Annotated in this window: 16 protein-coding genes and 1 pseudogene; 8 read left to right on the top strand and 9 right to left on the bottom strand. The window is 57.1% G+C overall.

The features are described 5' to 3' along the window. Positions 1 to 7 precede the first annotated feature (7 nt). A complete protein-coding gene (locus MK6180000_RS20340) occupies positions 8 to 421 on the top strand; it encodes a hypothetical protein (RefSeq protein ID WP_171054610.1) in 414 nt (137 codons plus the stop codon). Between the two features lie 332 nt (positions 422 to 753). On the opposite strand, the gene MK6180000_RS20335 is transcribed toward MK6180000_RS20340, so the two are convergent. Continuing rightward, on the bottom strand, positions 754 to 996 hold the full coding sequence (locus MK6180000_RS20335; RefSeq protein ID WP_171054478.1) for a hypothetical protein: 243 nt from the start codon (positions 994 to 996) through the stop codon (positions 754 to 756). Between MK6180000_RS20335 and MK6180000_RS20670 the strand changes: the two genes are divergently transcribed. Next, positions 878 to 1,129, top strand: a complete 252-nt coding sequence (locus MK6180000_RS20670) for a rhomboid family intramembrane serine protease (protein WP_246040500.1) — start codon at positions 878 to 880, stop codon at positions 1,127 to 1,129. The genes MK6180000_RS20335 and MK6180000_RS20670 overlap by 119 nt on opposite strands. A 346-nt stretch (positions 1,130 to 1,475) precedes the next feature. Here MK6180000_RS20670 and MK6180000_RS11985 read toward each other — a convergent pair whose 3' ends face one another. The 8 genes and pseudogenes from MK6180000_RS11985 to MK6180000_RS11950 all read right to left on the bottom strand — a co-directional run bounded on the left by MK6180000_RS11985 (position 1,476) and on the right by MK6180000_RS11950 (position 9,551). Beyond that, a complete protein-coding gene (locus tag MK6180000_RS11985) occupies positions 1,476 to 2,336 on the bottom strand; it encodes a recombinase zinc ribbon domain-containing protein (RefSeq protein WP_138934953.1) in 861 nt (286 codons plus the stop codon). 71 nt (positions 2,337 to 2,407) lie between these two features. After that, positions 2,408 to 3,564 (bottom strand): IS3 family transposase gene (locus tag MK6180000_RS11980; RefSeq protein WP_425466841.1). Its coding sequence is split into 2 segments (ribosomal slippage): positions 2,408 to 3,327 and positions 3,327 to 3,564, totalling 1,158 coding nucleotides; the frame shifts between segments, so codons are not numbered across the junction. Positions 3,565 to 3,611: 47 nt separating this feature from the next. Then, positions 3,612 to 3,866: pseudogene (locus tag MK6180000_RS20665) on the bottom strand (site-specific integrase); the annotation flags it as partial. Between the two features lie 31 nt (positions 3,867 to 3,897). Further along, complete coding sequence (locus MK6180000_RS11970) at positions 3,898 to 5,358, bottom strand: aldehyde dehydrogenase family protein (protein WP_138934951.1); 1,461 nt, start codon at positions 5,356 to 5,358, stop codon at positions 3,898 to 3,900. A gap of 20 nt (positions 5,359 to 5,378) precedes the next feature. Continuing rightward, complete coding sequence (locus MK6180000_RS11965; RefSeq protein ID WP_138934950.1) at positions 5,379 to 5,747, bottom strand: nuclear transport factor 2 family protein; 369 nt, start codon at positions 5,745 to 5,747, stop codon at positions 5,379 to 5,381. A gap of 2 nt (positions 5,748 to 5,749) precedes the next feature. Then, positions 5,750 to 7,990 carry a N,N-dimethylformamidase beta subunit family domain-containing protein gene (locus MK6180000_RS11960; RefSeq protein WP_138934949.1) on the bottom strand — a complete coding sequence of 747 codons (2,241 nt, stop codon included), beginning with the start codon at positions 7,988 to 7,990 and terminating at the stop codon, positions 5,750 to 5,752. Then, entirely contained in the window at positions 7,990 to 8,349 is a 360-nt protein-coding gene (locus MK6180000_RS11955; RefSeq protein WP_138934948.1) for a N,N-dimethylformamidase alpha subunit family protein, read from the bottom strand. The genes MK6180000_RS11960 and MK6180000_RS11955 overlap by 1 nt, the downstream gene beginning before the upstream one ends. Beyond that, positions 8,346 to 9,551 carry a CaiB/BaiF CoA transferase family protein gene (locus tag MK6180000_RS11950; RefSeq protein WP_138934947.1) on the bottom strand — a complete coding sequence of 402 codons (1,206 nt, stop codon included), beginning with the start codon at positions 9,549 to 9,551 and terminating at the stop codon, positions 8,346 to 8,348. Before MK6180000_RS11950 ends, MK6180000_RS11955 begins: the two co-directional genes overlap by 4 nt. A gap of 175 nt (positions 9,552 to 9,726) precedes the next feature. Here MK6180000_RS11950 and MK6180000_RS11945 point away from each other — a divergent pair, with 175 nt between their 5' ends. The 6 genes from MK6180000_RS11945 to MK6180000_RS11920 all read left to right on the top strand — a co-directional run bounded on the left by MK6180000_RS11945 (position 9,727) and on the right by MK6180000_RS11920 (position 15,387). Continuing rightward, on the top strand, positions 9,727 to 10,653 hold the full coding sequence (locus MK6180000_RS11945; protein ID WP_138934946.1) for a LysR family transcriptional regulator: 927 nt from the start codon (positions 9,727 to 9,729) through the stop codon (positions 10,651 to 10,653). Between the two features lie 149 nt (positions 10,654 to 10,802). Further along, entirely contained in the window at positions 10,803 to 12,047 is a 1,245-nt protein-coding gene (locus tag MK6180000_RS11940; protein WP_138934945.1) for an ABC transporter substrate-binding protein, read from the top strand. A gap of 42 nt (positions 12,048 to 12,089) precedes the next feature. Further along, a complete protein-coding gene (locus MK6180000_RS11935) occupies positions 12,090 to 12,821 on the top strand; it encodes an ABC transporter ATP-binding protein (RefSeq protein ID WP_138934944.1) in 732 nt (243 codons plus the stop codon). Further along, positions 12,814 to 13,530, top strand: a complete 717-nt coding sequence (locus MK6180000_RS11930; RefSeq protein ID WP_138934943.1) for an ABC transporter ATP-binding protein — start codon at positions 12,814 to 12,816, stop codon at positions 13,528 to 13,530. Before MK6180000_RS11935 ends, MK6180000_RS11930 begins: the two co-directional genes overlap by 8 nt. Then, entirely contained in the window at positions 13,517 to 14,407 is an 891-nt protein-coding gene (locus MK6180000_RS11925; RefSeq protein WP_171054609.1) for a branched-chain amino acid ABC transporter permease, read from the top strand. Before MK6180000_RS11930 ends, MK6180000_RS11925 begins: the two co-directional genes overlap by 14 nt. Beyond that, positions 14,404 to 15,387 (top strand): branched-chain amino acid ABC transporter permease, encoded by a 984-nt coding sequence (locus MK6180000_RS11920; protein ID WP_138934941.1) that lies wholly within the window; start codon positions 14,404 to 14,406, stop codon positions 15,385 to 15,387. Before MK6180000_RS11925 ends, MK6180000_RS11920 begins: the two co-directional genes overlap by 4 nt. Positions 15,388 to 15,694: the final 307 nt, after the last annotated feature.

The following is a 15,694-nucleotide window of genomic DNA, read 5'->3' as shown; positions in this document are numbered from 1 at the left end:
CGACGACATGCGCAGTCACGGCGGCGTGGAACGCTATGCGCGCCGCTTCGTAGTACTCTCCGCGATGGCTCTAGTTTTTGCGAGAATGAATATATGTACCGGCATTAACTGGCTTAGTATCAACGGCTACAAACCAATGTGGAGAAAAAGTGATGAAGAATCCTTGGTTGAGCGCTTACCTTTCGGCAGCGAACCAAATGACATCGGCGGCGCGGGGTCAGATATTGGCGGAAGCAAGCCGACAGCAGAACGAAATGATGAAGCAGTGGAGCGAGCAGGCGACCGAAATGTGGATGCAGATGATGTTTCCTTGGCTGCAGCAACGGAAGTAGACCCTGAATTGTTTCTCACGTGCCTTTCAGGCTCTCGGTGCAAGCTATACAAACGCTCCATACCTGTCAGATCCAGCCAACCGCGGTAAAGCAACCTGCGGCGCCGGATGCGTGGCTCCCTTTCTATGGGCAATGGAGCAATGCGCGGACGAAACAGCCGACCGGGAAGGTTGTTCGGAGTTGGGGCACTCAGAGCGGGGTGAACTCTCGGCGCGGGAGGTGCGGTATGCCCACATCACCGTTTCGCTCTTTGAGGTTTGCGACAAGGAAGTTCGCAGTCCGGATCGGCATGCAGGTCACAGCAGTTGACTGCGCCAATGGCACGCTGACTTCGAAGCGGCTTTTCAATAAGTTCCCTCAGTCTGACCTAAAACCACCGATATCGGTGAAAAACTCGACCCTCTAGATGTTGTGTTTTCGGTCATAGAATATGGTTGATTACCTGCCATGGCCCTGATTCAATTGACATATTGAAGTGGAGGGTAGCGCAATGATGGGTCAAGTCGAACCGCAGGAACAACTTTTCTATCGGATCCGATTGGAAGATGACAGTCAGGACATTGCCGATACTGTTTCTGTCGGCGGTTGCGGGCGCGGTATGTTTCGGGCTGTTGTCGTCCAGCCCTGCGCCGATGATTGGGTCGTCGGGCGCGGTATTTGGCATGATCGGGCTGTGGCAGGGAATGGATTTCCGGATGCGGACGTGCGGGCCTGCCGTTACAGCCGACCCTCACGGCGATCTTGGGGCTGATTGCAGCCAATATCGCGCTTTTCGTGATCCTCTCTGGCGCTCTTGACTGGCAGGCGCATCTCGGCGAGTGGATCGTCGGCTGGCTTTTGGGACAAAGCTTCGCACGGCGTAGAGGAAGCTGCGGACCCGGCGATTCTGTGGTGGCATTTCACCTCGCGTCAGCACAGGGCTTGGATTGGTGAGATTGGAATGCGACAGGTCACCTCGTGTGGGGTAGCCCGGGCTCACAATGTGCCGTCCTCTTTCGTCATCGGGGCGAGCCGTTCACTCTGTCACGCGCAGCCACCTCTGACGGCTGTTTCGAGTTCAAAAACTTGCTCCGCAGGCATCTGGCCATCAGATCGTCCCCGGCCTGCTGGTGGCTACTTTATTGACCAGTGGCTTTTTAAACGTCAACAGTTAATTATCGGAAATTGACGGCGGTTGCATGCTCCCGCAACCAACTTTACTTGCTGAACGTCGTCTTGGGAAACCGGAACGGCGTTTTTTGCTGTCTGGGACAGAGCAAGAATGCCCGCGAGGTTGCCTTCAAGGCTGACAGCCGGCTCTCCGGTCACCAAGTCGGGGGTGACTGTGATCCGGTCGATCAAACCGCGCAGAATATCGGCAGCCTCCGTTCGGGACCCTGCGCTGTTCAGGGACGCTGCAAGGCTCTCAACCTGCTGGCGATAGACCTTGCCCATGTTGGGGTGAACCAAGATCGGGTCTTCTTTGGCGGCTGCAAGTTTATGCTCCAGATCCTGTTGCCGTTCTTCCAATGTGATCATACGGTCTTTCAGCTTGCTTGCTGGCACACCGTCACAGATGGCATCCACAAGCTTTTCCTGCTCCCCGATAACCTTCCTGAGTTCGGCCCTGTCGCGCTCGATCGAGGCGTTCTTTGTTAATCTCAGCGTATTCAAATGGCGGCTGTATTCTGCGGCAAACAGTTTGGCTAAATCGGGGTCCATCAAATGATGACGCAGACCGCCAAGAACGTAGTCTTCCAGTGTTGCCCGTTTGATCCCGCGCAGGTTTTTGCAGGTACCCTTGTTGCGCGCGGTCGAACAGCCGAGATGGGTTTGAGAGATAACTGAATAACCGCCACCACAATGGCCGCACTTGATAAGACCGGAGAGAAGATAGCGCGGACGGCGGCGATCCCACATGCCATCGCCGGTGTTCTTTCTGACACGGAGATCACCCTGGCGCGCCTTGACCCGATCCCACAGGTCCTGGTCGACAATGCGCAGGTCCGGAACGTCGTGGACCACCCAGGCGGATTGATCATTCAGACGCGAAATGCGCTTGCCGGTGTCGGGATCTTTGAGGTGCCCCCAGTTTCCTAGACGCCTGCTTCGTTCATTTTCTGCTGTTTCATTTCGTAGTCAACCGGTGACAGCATGCCGTTGTTGGTGTGTTTGCGTGTTGGGTTGTAAAACATCTCGATGTAATCGAACACGTCCTGCCTTGCGACGTCGCGTGTAAGGTATGTCCTCCGCCTGATGCGTTCTCGTTTCAAGAGTTGGAAGAAGCTTTCTGCCACGGCGTTGTCATAACAATTCCCACGCCTGCTCATGCTGGCATCCAAATTATGTTTGCCAAGGAACAATTGCCACTCTGTGCTGGTAAACTGGGAACCTTGGTCTGAGTGAACCATGACTTTGGCCTTCGGCTTACGTCGCCACACGGCGCTCAACAGGGCCTGCAAAGCGAGGTCGGTTGTCATGCGTGATTGCATCGACCATCCGACAACGCGTCTTGAGAACAGATCAATTACGACGGACAGATACGACCACCCTTCGTGGGTTCTGATATATGTGATGTCGGTCACCCAAACTGTGTCTGGGGCATCCACCTCAAACTGTCGATCCAGCGTGTTGTCGGCGGCGACCGCAGGCTTGCCACCATATCGACCAGGGCGGCGTTTGTAGCCAATTTGTGCTGTGATACCTGCAAGGCTGGCCAAACGTGCCACACGGTTCTCAGAACAGATCTCACCTTGATCCAAAAGATCATCGTGTAATTTGCAGTAGCCGTAGACCTTGCCGCTGTCAGCCCAAGCTTGCTGGATCAGATCGGTTTGACGCATGTCTTCCTGCGCACGCGGGCTTAACGGTTCTTTAAGCCATGCATAGAACCCGCTGAAATGCACCATCAGCACGCGACACATCGACCGCACCGAGAACTCCGTCCGATGAGCCTCAATAAACGCGTACCTCACTGAGACTCTCGCGCGAAGTACGCGGTCGCCTTTTTTAAGATGGTGCGTTCCTCGGTGACCCGCGCCAGTTCACGCTTCAATCGCCTTATCTCTGCAGCTTGATCCGCCACTTCTGATCTGACGCTCGGTGACTTCGCAAACTGCGCCTTCCAAGTGTACAGGGACTTGGTGCTGATCCCCAGCCGTTCGGCCACCTCGCTGACCGCGTATCCGCGCTCCACGACCTGCGCCACAGCGTCCTGCTTAAACTCATCTGTAAAGCGAATGCCCTTGTTCATATCGTCTCTCCTTGGTTCCAAAATTACCAAGCAAAGCGTCTACAAATCTAGGGGCACCTCAAAGTGACTTTCGTCCGTCGCATTGAGTGAGTGCCATAGGCTGTCACTTCCAAGGCGATTGAAGCGACCTAGTCCCGCACGATGCGCGCATACTGACGTGTAGAAATATGAAGGCGTTTGAGGACCCGTCCGGGCCAGAGATATTCATATCCGACCATCAGCGGGTCCTCCAACCACTTCGCTACCGAAGCGCGAATGCCTTCTGAAACCTCAAACCGAACCGATTTTTGGGTTTTGCTTCGAAAAGACGTGAACTAATCGAGTAGGTTGATCTCAGTCGTGGCGTACGAGAATGGTGCGGACTGCGGCGAATTCCCGCAATGCCTCCCAGCCCTTTTCACGGCCATGGCCGGATTTTTTCATGCCGCCGAAGGGCAATTCAATCCCGCCGCCAGCGCCGAAGCAATTGACGAAAACCTGCCCGACCTGCATTTGCCGTCCGACCCGTAATGCGCGAGCGCCATCACGTGTCCAGATACCGGCGACCAATCCGTAGTCGCTGGCGTTGGCAAGGGTGACCGCGTCCACCTCGTTGTCAAAGGGAATCACGGCCAGAACCGGGCCAAACACTTCCTCGATTGCCAGACGGTGATCGCGAGGGACAGGACCGTACATGCGCGGCTGGATGAAATAGCCGTCGGGGCTTAACCCGGGGTCCATTTGGCCGCTGGCCAACAGCGGAAGGCCCGTTTCGTCCGCAATTTGGATATATTGTTCGACACGCATTTTTTGACGCGAGCTGATCACCGGGCCCAACTGACCTTCCATATGCGGCATGACAACCCGAACCTTTGAAAATGCCTCCACGATTTGCGGCAGCAGCGTTTTCATCGCCGCGCGCTCAATCAAAAGGCGCGATCCGGCTGAGCAGGTTTGACCTGCATGCTGAGTAATGGCCGCTACGACGGTAGGGATGACGAGCGCGGGGTCGGCATCGGCAAAGACGATATGGGCAGATTTTCCGCCCAATTCCAGCGTACAGCCAATATGGGTCTTGGCTGCGGCACTCTGAATCGCCACACCGGTTTCGGAAGACCCGATGAACGAGATGAAATTGATATCGGGATGTTCGGACAGGGCCGCGCCTGCCTCGGCGCCCAAACCGGTGACCATGTTGACTGATCCGGCCGGAAAGCCCACTTCGCGCAAGATATCGGCCAGCACCAGGGTGGTGGCGCACGCATCCTCGGCAGGTTTCATCACGACAGCGTTGCCCATCGCCAATGCCGGTCCAATTGAGCGGGGAAACATCTGGGCTGGGTAATTCCACGGGATAACATGTGCCGTCACTCCATGCGGAATATTTTCAGTCGCGGCGAAATAGCCATTTTGGACTGGGATCGTGTCACCATGAACCTTGTCGGCCGCGCCGCCGTAGTATTCGAAATAGCGCGCGCAGGCGGTTAGGTCGGCACGGGCCTGCGCGATAGGTTTGCCGGTGTCGCGTGCCTCAAGCTGGGCCAGCTCTTCGGCCCGCTCTTGTACAATCAGCCCCGCACGCGACAAAAGGCGCCCGCGCTCAACGGCGCTCAACCGGCCCCAGTCAGCCGAGAGCGCCCGGCGGGCTGAGACAACGGCGGCGTCAACGTCTATGCGCCCCGCGCCCGCGATACGGCCAAATGGCTGGCCTTCAGCGGGGGCGATGATGTCTAGCCACTGTCCTGATTGCGGCGTGGTCCATTCGCCATCGATCAGCAGGCCGGTGATGTGATCGGGTAGGGTGGCCAAGATCATGATGTCGTCCTCATTGTGGTTCAATCCAGCGGCGCCATGTGATAGGTCTTGGCGATGACCTTCCAACCGTCCGACATTTTCAGTAGGCTTAGCGTGTCGGTGAATCTGTTGGGTGGATGCGAGCAGCTGACGCGCGCGGTTGCCGTCGTCTCGGCCACGTCGATCCAGTGAACGCAGTTGGTCGAGGGGAATCCGCTGTCCTTGGCCGATTTGCGCCCCCGGACTTTGTCCAGCCAGACATCGCGCGGCAGGCTCGACACGCCATCGGCAGAGGCCGCATAAAGATGCGCTTCGGGCAGGAAAATGCGGGCCAGTCGATCGACGTCCCCCTCATATAGGCCATCGAGATAGTCCCATAGTGCAGCTTCGACGGCATGAAATTCCGACATTCTTAGTCCTCCTGTGGCGTTTGGAACGGCGCCGGGTCCAAAAAGCGCCGCAACACATTCCCAGTGATTTGTGACACGTTGTTGGTATAGTCATCATGGCTGAGGCTGCCCGCCCACGCGATTGAGCCGGTATTGAACACCGCCCCACCGCCGCGCGTCTCGAAGAAAACCATGTCGGCGGCAATTCGCGCCTCGGCAGGGGCGGTGACGGTTGGCACGGTGATCGACATTTCCTCGTTCACCAGGCGGTATGCCTCTGTATGTCCTTCGGACGAAGCCAGGATTACTGTATGCGTAGGCGTGCCAAGGGCGGTGTCGGCATGGTCGATCTCGACCCCTGCTGCGCCGCCGCCCTGCAATCCGAACCCGCCGATCCAGTCGCCTTCGACCCCGTCGAAAACGAAGGCCGTGCGTCGCCCGCGTCCTGCATCAGTGCGCCGATAGCCGGTGGAAAGATCGAACCCCTCGGAAATGAAGCCGACGCCGCCAATAGATTGCGGCGGCCTGCCTTGCGCGCGCCAGAGGCCGCCGAGTTTGCCATCAAAGGCGTGGTATTCCTCGCCCGGCTGGGTTTCCCATGTGCGTATCGCGGGTCCAGAGCGGCGCACCTCGATCACGCCGGACAGGCGCGGATGAAATGCGATGCGCCAGTAGAATCCATTGCCGCCCATCACCATCATGCGCCCGCCGCCGTCGGTATAGCTTTTGACACCATCCCACATTTCGGCCGAAAAATACTCGGGATGGGTGCCTGTCATGATTGCTTTATAGCGCGCCAGCAAGGGATAGCCTTCCCGGTGCAGATCTTCGTCGGTGACGACGTCGTAGTCTTGCCCTGTGGCCTCCAGCCAATCCAGAATATGCGTGTCGGCGTTGTATTCGCGCAAATTTGAACCATTCGCGCCAAAACTCGAAATATAGCCTGGACGGAAATTCAGGATTGGGCGAAAGCGCGAGGAATAGCACACGCCTGAGCCGTCCGAATGGATATCATATAGCGACGGCCCCCATTCGGGATGCTCGTCGATCAGGCGGTTTGCCTCGTGTAGGATAATGAGACGGCTGGATAACAGTTCGGCGATAGGGAACGGCACCGGGTTTAGGTTGGCATAGGCCCAGTATGTCGCCGTAGACGCGACATAGAGCAGCGGCGCGGGCTTGTCTGTGGGCCGGGGCCGTACAAAGAATGGGAGGCGTTCCACTTTGTTGCCCGCCGTCACGCGGATGGCATAGGCGCCCGAGGGAAGATCATCTGGCAACTGCGCGTCAATATCTACGCCCCAGTCGGCGTCGTAGATATCATCGTCGTGGAAGTGGATCGCGCCGTATTGATCGGGGGCTACGGCCCATTTCACCTCTTCGCCAGTCCAGTTCGATCCGGTCATGGCGCGCGCGGGCAGGTTGACGGTTTTACCGTGATGCCCATTGCGGGACAGATCGCGCACGATTTCGCTATCGATCTCCCGGGAGAAATCCCAAAAACCGATGACCTCATCGTTTAGGTCTGGCGGAATGGCGGCTTGGCGCAATGTTTCGATACTTAGGCGCGTGAGGGCTTTGCGAGCCAGCCGCGGCTTTTCGACCTTACCGTTGAAGTGGCAATCGGTGCGCAGCTTTTCCCCGTCAGTTGAAATGCGCCGAGCTGCGAGCAACAGTGGTGCTGTAGTGTCGCACATCCAGTCAAAGTCGACTGGGCATTCCGCGATGATCGGGCGTTCACCCGCCCCGCTGCGCGAATAGGGTTCTTGTGCAACCGTCAGTTTACCACCGCCAAACGTCATCGCGACCAAATACCATTGCCGTGTGACCAAGGGCATGCGGCCCGCCAAGCGGGCCGTGCCGCCGGGGCCGGTGATTTCTGCCACTAAGCAACCATCCGACAGAAACAGGCGAAACGCACCATTCGGTCCGGTACGGGACAAGATGACCTGTTCGTCGCCGTGGGACGTCGGCCAGATATGTGCCATGGCGGTAAAATCGGTAAACTCGCATCCGGCCATGTCGATCAGAACGGAGGACCCAGCATTGGTGATCTGTTCGCGCGCGGGGTAGCTGCCGTCAAACTTTGACGGGATGACTGTTTCGGAAAATCCCGGCCCCTCCGGATTCAGGTCGCCGCAGCGCATACGCACCAATGCGGCCTCGAACTGATCGGCGCATGTGCAGGACGCCATGATCTTTAGGCGCCCGCCGCGCAGCAGGCTGACGTGGTCGGTGTAGCCGGTGATATAGGAAAGGGGCATTACGTTTCCTTAGCCGGGTCGACGCCGGTCAACTTGATCCAGCGTTGGCGAAATACATAGCGTTCGGCCTCGGCCAGGTCGTCGAAGGTGACTTCATCGTGAACAGTCACGGGATCGCCGCGTGTGCCAGTCAATGTGCCCAGCGCCCACCGTCTGTGCGGTTCCAGCGCCACTAACACGAATTTACCAGCACAGGGGGCTTTGCGGAAGTGTTGCAACACAAATTGCAGGTCAGGCGAGTGCGCCCCGACCGGCTGTCGCGCGTATTCGGCATATAGCGACGGGCCCCGTGACAAGATCGCGTCCCAAACTGCTCGGGAAGGGCCGCTGTCGTCGGTCAGGTTATGAAAATCGGTCATATGACGCCACTTTCCTTCAACGCAGTCATGTGCTCAGCATCTATGCCCAACAGCCCCGCATATATGTCTTCGTTGGAAGAACCCAAGGCAGGGCCAAGTGTGCCAACCACTCCAGGCGTTTCGGATAGGCGTGGCAATACCGCAGGGATTGTGACCGGCCCTAGAATATCATGCGCCAGAGTAACGAGGTTCTGGCGTGCAGCGATATGCGGATCGGCGAATATCTGTTCGACCGTATTCACAGCGGCGCAAGGCACATCGCGTTCAGCGCAGTAGGCGACCAGTTTGTCGGTCGTCATTCGCAAGGTCCAACCTTGCACTATTGCGTCCACCTCGCCCGAGTTATTGAGGCGCGCTGGCGTCGTGCCAAAACGCTCTGGCATGGCCAGTTCAGATTGCTGCATTGCGCGTGCTAGCCGCTCGAACATCCGGTCGTTCGTACAGGCGATAGCAACCCAGCCGTCAGAGGTGCGAAAATGTCCGTGCGGGCAGGCGTTAGAGGTGCCAAGACCCTGCCGCCCGCGCACGATCCCCTTGGCAGCATAGGCTGGAATAAGATCGTCCAGCATGCGCAGCACTGGCTCATAAAGCGCCAGATCGACATACTGGCCAACCCCCGCATGTTCGCTGACCCGCAATGCCAACAAAATGCCAAGCGCGCCATAGACGCCCGAAATATAGTCGGCGAGTGATGTCGAACCGGGCGTCAACGGCGGCCCGTCCACGTCGCCTGTCAAGTGGCTGAGACCGCCAAACGCATGCGCAATGCGTGCAAAACCCGGGCGCGCGGCGTTGGGGCCGGTCTGACCGTAGCCCGACACCCGTAGCATTACGAGCCGGGGATTGATCGCGTGAAGGGTATCCCAGCCCAGCCCCCATTCCTCCATTTTTCCGGGGCGGAAATTCTCGCAAACGACATCTGCCTCAGTGACCAGTTGTTTGAAAATATCGGCACCCTCAGGCTGGCGAAGGTCCAGCGTGACCGATTTTTTGTTGCGCGCTTCACTTAGCCAGCAATAGGTGGCTCCAATTTCGTCCGCAGGCACGCCAAAGCGGCGTAGCGGGTCGCCGACCTTCGGCTGCTCGATTTTAATGACCTCGGCGCCGAATTCGCCCAAGATGCCCGCCGCCATAGGTGCTGCGATGAACGTGGCCAGATCGAGCACGCGGATTCCGTCCAGTGGTTTAGGTACGTCTGTCATGATAGACTACGCGCTCCGGGGTTATGGCATCATTAGGTTTGCAGCGCGCACGGCGTAGGCGAAAGAACAACCTTCCTCTAACGCTAGACGATAATGTTATGGGCATGCCCATTGTCGCCCCCTTCGCAGAGTGCCAAGATTAGCGCCTATACAATTCCAACAGTCAGGTTTCGGTATGGATGTTCGCCAGCTACGCTATTTTTTGAGCATCGGGCGCTGTGGCAGCTTTTCACGCGCCTCGGTAGAGTTGAACGTGGCGCAGCCCGCGCTAAGCCATCACGTCGCCAATCTGGAGGCCGAACTGGGCGTAAAGCTGTTTGATCGCTCGACGCGGGGGGTGGTTGCCACCGAATGCGGCAAGACGCTGATGCATCATGCCGAGATCATCCTGCGCCAGATGACCCACGCTACGCGAGATGTGCAGGACTGTTCTACGCAGCCATCAGGGCTGGTCCAGATTGGTCTGCCGACGTCGGTGTCTATCGAACTGGCCGTGCCATTGCTGACCGAGGTAGAAAAACGGTTTCCGGCGATCACGCTGAACGTCAATGAGAACCACTCGGGTTATTTGTCTGAATGGCTGGCGTCGGGGCAGTTGGACTTAGCGATCCTGTTCGATGTTGAGGAAAGCGCCGCCTTCGATCTAACCTATATCCTTACCGAGCCGCTTTATTTCGTCACTGCGCCGGGCGGGCCTGCGGCGGGGCGCGATGCGGTCGATCTGGATACGCTAAACGAACTACCGCTGGTCGTGACTGGGCAGGCGCATGGGCTGCGGCAGGTACTGGATCGTCACCAGCGCGACAATGGATTACGTTTGAACGTCAAGACCGAACTCGACTCACTGAACGCGATTAAGAAACTGGTCGGCGCGGGCTATGGTCATTCGGTACTACCGTGGTGCGCAATTCAGGCAGAGTGCCACTCGGGCGCGCTTTGCGCTGCTGAGATTCGAAATCCGACCCCTTCACGAGAGGTTTATCTGGCTTCCAGCAAGGACTGGGCGCTCTCGCGTGCCGCCGAGGTTATTGCGGGCGTGACCGGCGAGTTGGTGCGCGGTCTCGTCGCTTCGGACCGGATGCGCGGCACTCAGCGCCCATAACAGTTTTGTATCGCTCTATCCCCAAAACAAAGATTGTTGCGTGGCGTGTGAACCGCAATGCTGCTTTTAGGCTGGATTTAGATCCCATGGGCGGGGTCTGGATTCCCGTCATTTGAATTAGAAACAGATCATTCAGGGGGAGATGGACCATGACCAAGAAATCCGGTTCCATCGTGACTGCGGCATTGGTTTCTGTCGCGTTCTCGTTTTCTGGGCCCGTCATGGCGCAGGATAAAACGGTTACTTTGGGCGTACTTGGCGCGTTTGCAGGTCCCTTCGCCGCAGACGCGGTTGAGGGGTATAACGGGGCTGCACTAGCCGCCAAGGAAATCAACGCTGCAGGCGGCATCAACGGCTACATGTTCGAGGTGGACAAGTTTGACACAAAGGAAATGACGCCGGATGCAGTGCTATCCGCAGTCGAGCGTCTAAAATCCACCGACAATCTAGGGGCCATCGTGACACCGTTCGGATCGTTGTCGGGGTTTGAGATGGATTATGTCGCCGAAATCGGCGTGCCCTACATGGTCGCCGCGAACTCGAACCAATACCGCTCGATCATTCAGGAAGACCCTGATTTTTATAAAAACGTGTGGTCACTGGCACCGTCCTATGATGCCTACCAGACCGAGCTGCCTAAGGTTATCGACGCGATGACCGAGGCCGGTACCTTCGATGCGGGCGACAAGACTTATGCCATCATTGGGTCGGACAATCCATACTCCATGCCGATCTATGAGGGGCTCAAAACGGCCATGGACGCGGCCGGATGGACCATGACGTTCGATGACGTTGTTCCCCCGGTCGAGATCAATGACTGGCGCGTAATGCTGTCGCAAATCCGCCAGAACCCGCCGTCGGTCATCATTAATACCGAAGCGTCGTCGTCCAACGCTGCGTCATTCATGAACCAGTTCATGGAAGACCCGACGGATTCGCTGCTTTTCATCCAATATGCGCCGTCGGTCCCAGAATTCGTCGACCTGACCAAGGAAAATTCGACCGGGGTGTTATACAATATGCTGGGCGGTCCAATTTCGGGCGAGGTGCGTCCGCGCACCAAGGAAATTGGCGACAAGTACAAGGCTGAGTATGGCTATGACAGCTCGATCTACGGCTACATCGTGTATGAGATGGTTTATCTCTATGCCGATTTGCTGGGCAAGGTTGACGATCCGATGGACTATGCTGCAATCAACGCTGAACTAGCGCAGACTGACAAGGAAATGGTCCACGGGCGGGTAAAGTTCGATCCAGAAACCCACCTCTCCATTCAGGGCGATGGCTATCTGCCGATCCAGTTCTACCAGATCTGGGATGGAAACCGTGTTACGATCTATCCCAGCGAGTATGCCACCGGCGACAGCCAGACACCACCATGGATGGCCAAGTAAGCGCATAGTCTGGCACGGAAAAGCAATCTGATTGGACTTGGCATGGCATTGCTTGAAGTTGACGGACTGACAAAAAGCTTCGGAGCGCTCTCGGCACTCCGTGGCGTCTCTTTCTCCCTAGAGAAGGGCGAGGTGCTGGGGCTGGCCGGACCTAATGGATCGGGCAAAAGCACCTTGTTCAATATGTTGACCAAAATCCCCACCGGCCCGGATGCGGGTGAGGTGCGTCTGGACGGTCAAAGCCTGAAGAAGATGCGCGCCCATCAGATTGCCCGTGCTGGGCTGGTGCGCATCTTTCAGACCGAAACCGATTTTGGGGACCTCTCGGTGATCGAGAATGTCCTCGTTTCTATGCCGCCCGAGACGCAACCGGGTCGCCGGGCGGGCCGGAACGTCGCGATGGCGCTGCTGGCCGAATTCGACCTTGCGGATCACGCGGACCAACCTTCGGGCGAGATCGGCGTGTTCAATCGTAAGAAACTGATGATCGTAACGGCTCTGGCCCGACAGCCCAAGGTTTTGCTGCTTGACGAACCTGCGGCGGGCCTGTCCAAGCCCGAGGTCAAGGCAATGATTGCGCTGATCAAGCTAATCAACGCCAAAGGGATCGCCGTCGTTGTGATCGAACATGTCATTTCTCTGCTTCTGGCATTGTCAGAACAGCTGATCGTACTGAATTACGGTGAGGTTCTCGCACGCGGCAATCCGCGCGATGTGGTGCGCGACCCGGCAGTTGTTGAGGCCTATTTGGGAAGTACGGCCGTCGATGTCTAACCACATTCTGCAAGTCGAGGGCCTTGTCGCGGGCTATGGGCGCCAGCCGGTCCTCCATGGTCTAAATCTGCAAGTCGGGATAGGCGATACCCTTGGCCTTATCGGTCCCAACGGACATGGCAAGACCACCCTTTTCCGTGCGATCTCAGGGTTGATTCCGGTGTGGCGTGGCACCGTCCGTTTTTTTGGCGACGACATCACACGTCTGCCAACCCCATCCATTGCGGCGAGGGGCCTCGTGCATGTGCCGCAGGGCAACCATCTATTCCCGGATATGACCGTGTTGGAGAACCTGCATTTAGGAGCCTACGCGCCCCGTCCACGCAAAGCGTGGCGCAGCACTCTGGAGCAAGTATTTGCCCTTTTTCCACGCCTTGAAGAGCGCAAATTGCAGCGCTGTCGCACCCTGTCGGGGGGCGAGCGTCAGATGGTCTCGATCGGTTGCGGACTGATGGGGCAGCCTAAACTGCTGATCCTTGATGAGCCGACGCTGGGATTGTCGCCGCGCCTGAAGGGTGAGTTGCGCGATGCCATCGGGGAAATTATCGCCTCGGGCACGCAACTGATTATCGTCGAGCAAGACCCTGAATTTCTACGCAAACTAACCACGCGGCAGGTGTTCGTCGAAGAAGGGCTGACGCGGAATGACTTTGTTTCTGGCAGTTTAGAGCACAGCAAGATCATGGAGATGTATTTTGGAATGGATTGACCAGATTGGCAGCGCGGCCCGCGCCATATTTGCGTCAGGCTTGGTGCTGTCGTCGCTCTATGTCCTGATCGCGGCTGGGCTAGCTATTGTGTGGAATACGCTGGGTATCTTCAACTTCGCGCATGGCGCGATTATGGTGATCGGTGCCTATGTCGCGTGGACAGTTTCGGATCCTGCTGCACTGGGTTGGGGACTGCTACCCGGTATTGTCATTGCTGTCGCGACTTCCGCGATACTAGGGTTGGTGATAAATCGCCTGCTGATCGTGCCATTCCTGACCCAGCCTAACCTTGTTTTGATCACGGTTATGACCACGCTGTCGGGTGCGTTCTTTTTGGAGAACTCTGCCCTGCTGATCTGGGGGCCACGGATCAAACAACTGGAGAAAGTGGTATCTGGCAATGTCTCGGTCGGTGGCACCGCGATCTCGGGACATGAGGCGACGATTATCGTGTTAGCACCGCTCCTGATGCTAGGGCTGTGGGCGTTTTTGCGCTTTACATGGGTTGGATCTGCCGTGCGGGCCGTGGCGCAGAACCGTGAATTTGCCGAACTGTCGGGCATTCGCACGCGCGCCATGTATGCAGTGGCATTTGCCATCGCGGCGGGTCTTGCAGGGTTCGCTGGTGTGATGCTGGGTGCTATCCGCTTCATCACACCAGGGCTGGGCGGCGAGCCTTTGATCAAAGCGATGATCGTGGTAATACTGGGAGGACTCGGCTCAATACCCGGCACCATTATCGGCTCATACCTCGTGGGCTTTGGTGAGGCCGCCTCAACCTATTTTCTTGGGGCCTACTGGACGCAGGCCGCGCTCTTCCTCGTGTTTATTATCATTCTGGTAATCCGGCCCAATGGGATCATGGGCCGAAAATGACTCGCAAGAATCTTATCATACTTACGTTCTTTGCGCTGCTGGCGGTGCTGCCGCTGATCACCAATGACAGCTATATTAGGCATGTGTCCATCGTCGCACTACTCTATGCGATTGTGGTTTCGGGGTGGAACATCTCGCTGGGTTTCGGCGGCGTGTTCAACTTTGCACATTTGGCCTTCTTTGCCATTGCGGCCTATGCGACTGGAATTCTGACGAAAACCTATGGTTTTCCCAGTTGGATGGGTGTTCCCATTGGCGTCACTGCGTCGGTTATTGCCAGCCTGATCGTCTGCCTGCCTGTGCTGCGATTAAAGGGAATTTACGTCATCCTCGTCACATTCGGTTTTGGGCAACTTTGCCTGCAAGTCGTCCTGAATCAACGTTCATTAACCGGGGGCAACTTTGGTTTTGTGCAGATTCCGCCGCTGCGGGTCTTTGGCTATTCCTTTCGCTCGGACCAGGCTTTGGGGTATTACTATCTGGCCTTGGTCGTGTTGATCCTCACCATCCTACTGGTAAGTTGGTTCCGCCGATCTCCCTTCGGGTGGCGCGTCGCGGCATTGCGCGAGAACGAGGATTATGCCATCGCGCGAGGTATCGCGCTTGCGAGGGTGCGGCTCGCCACATTCGCCTTTTCTGCTATCTTTCCGGGGGCAGCGGGGGCAATTTATGCGCAATATGTGCGCGCGGCCTCACCCGACATGTTTGGTTTTTCATTTCTCACCATCGCGTTATCAATGCTTCTTCTGGGAGGCGTCGCCACTGTGTGGGGGCCGGTGGTTGGCGCACTGGTGTTTGCCATTCTTACCGAAATCATGACCCCGTTGGGGCCAGGACGCTACCTGGTCACAGCTGTCCTAATTGTGTCGATCCTCAGGTTTTTTCCTAAGGGGCTTGCGGGCATCCCCGATGGTCTAGCCACGTGGCACGCTAAGTGGCGTGGGCAAAGGCTGTCGAAAAGGCCTCATACAATAGACTGATCCGCAACAACTTTAATATCCAGCATGTGATGAGACTTTCACGCCCTACGAATACATCTGCAAAATCTGGGCAATCGGGCCAGACAGATTCATTCTTGATTTAACCCATCAGATGCCGGGGTTAAACATCTAGAGCTGCCGCTACGTTCGTAGCGAGAAGAGTAAGTTAAGTTGGTTGCACCCCCCCCCCGCAACCAAATTTACCATATTATATCAACGCTCTAGCGCCCCTCGGGGCGCTTTCTGCGTTCGGGCGCAATTCCTCGGTGCTACGCTGGTGCTACGCCACGACGCAAAGATATGGGCA

Origin of the sequence: Roseovarius arcticus, assembly GCF_006125015.1 — a bacterium.
GTDB lineage: Bacteria > Pseudomonadota > Alphaproteobacteria > Rhodobacterales > Rhodobacteraceae > Roseovarius > Roseovarius arcticus.
The sequence above is the reverse complement of the archived record's forward strand: the minus strand, read 5'-3'. Positions and strand labels throughout refer to the sequence as shown.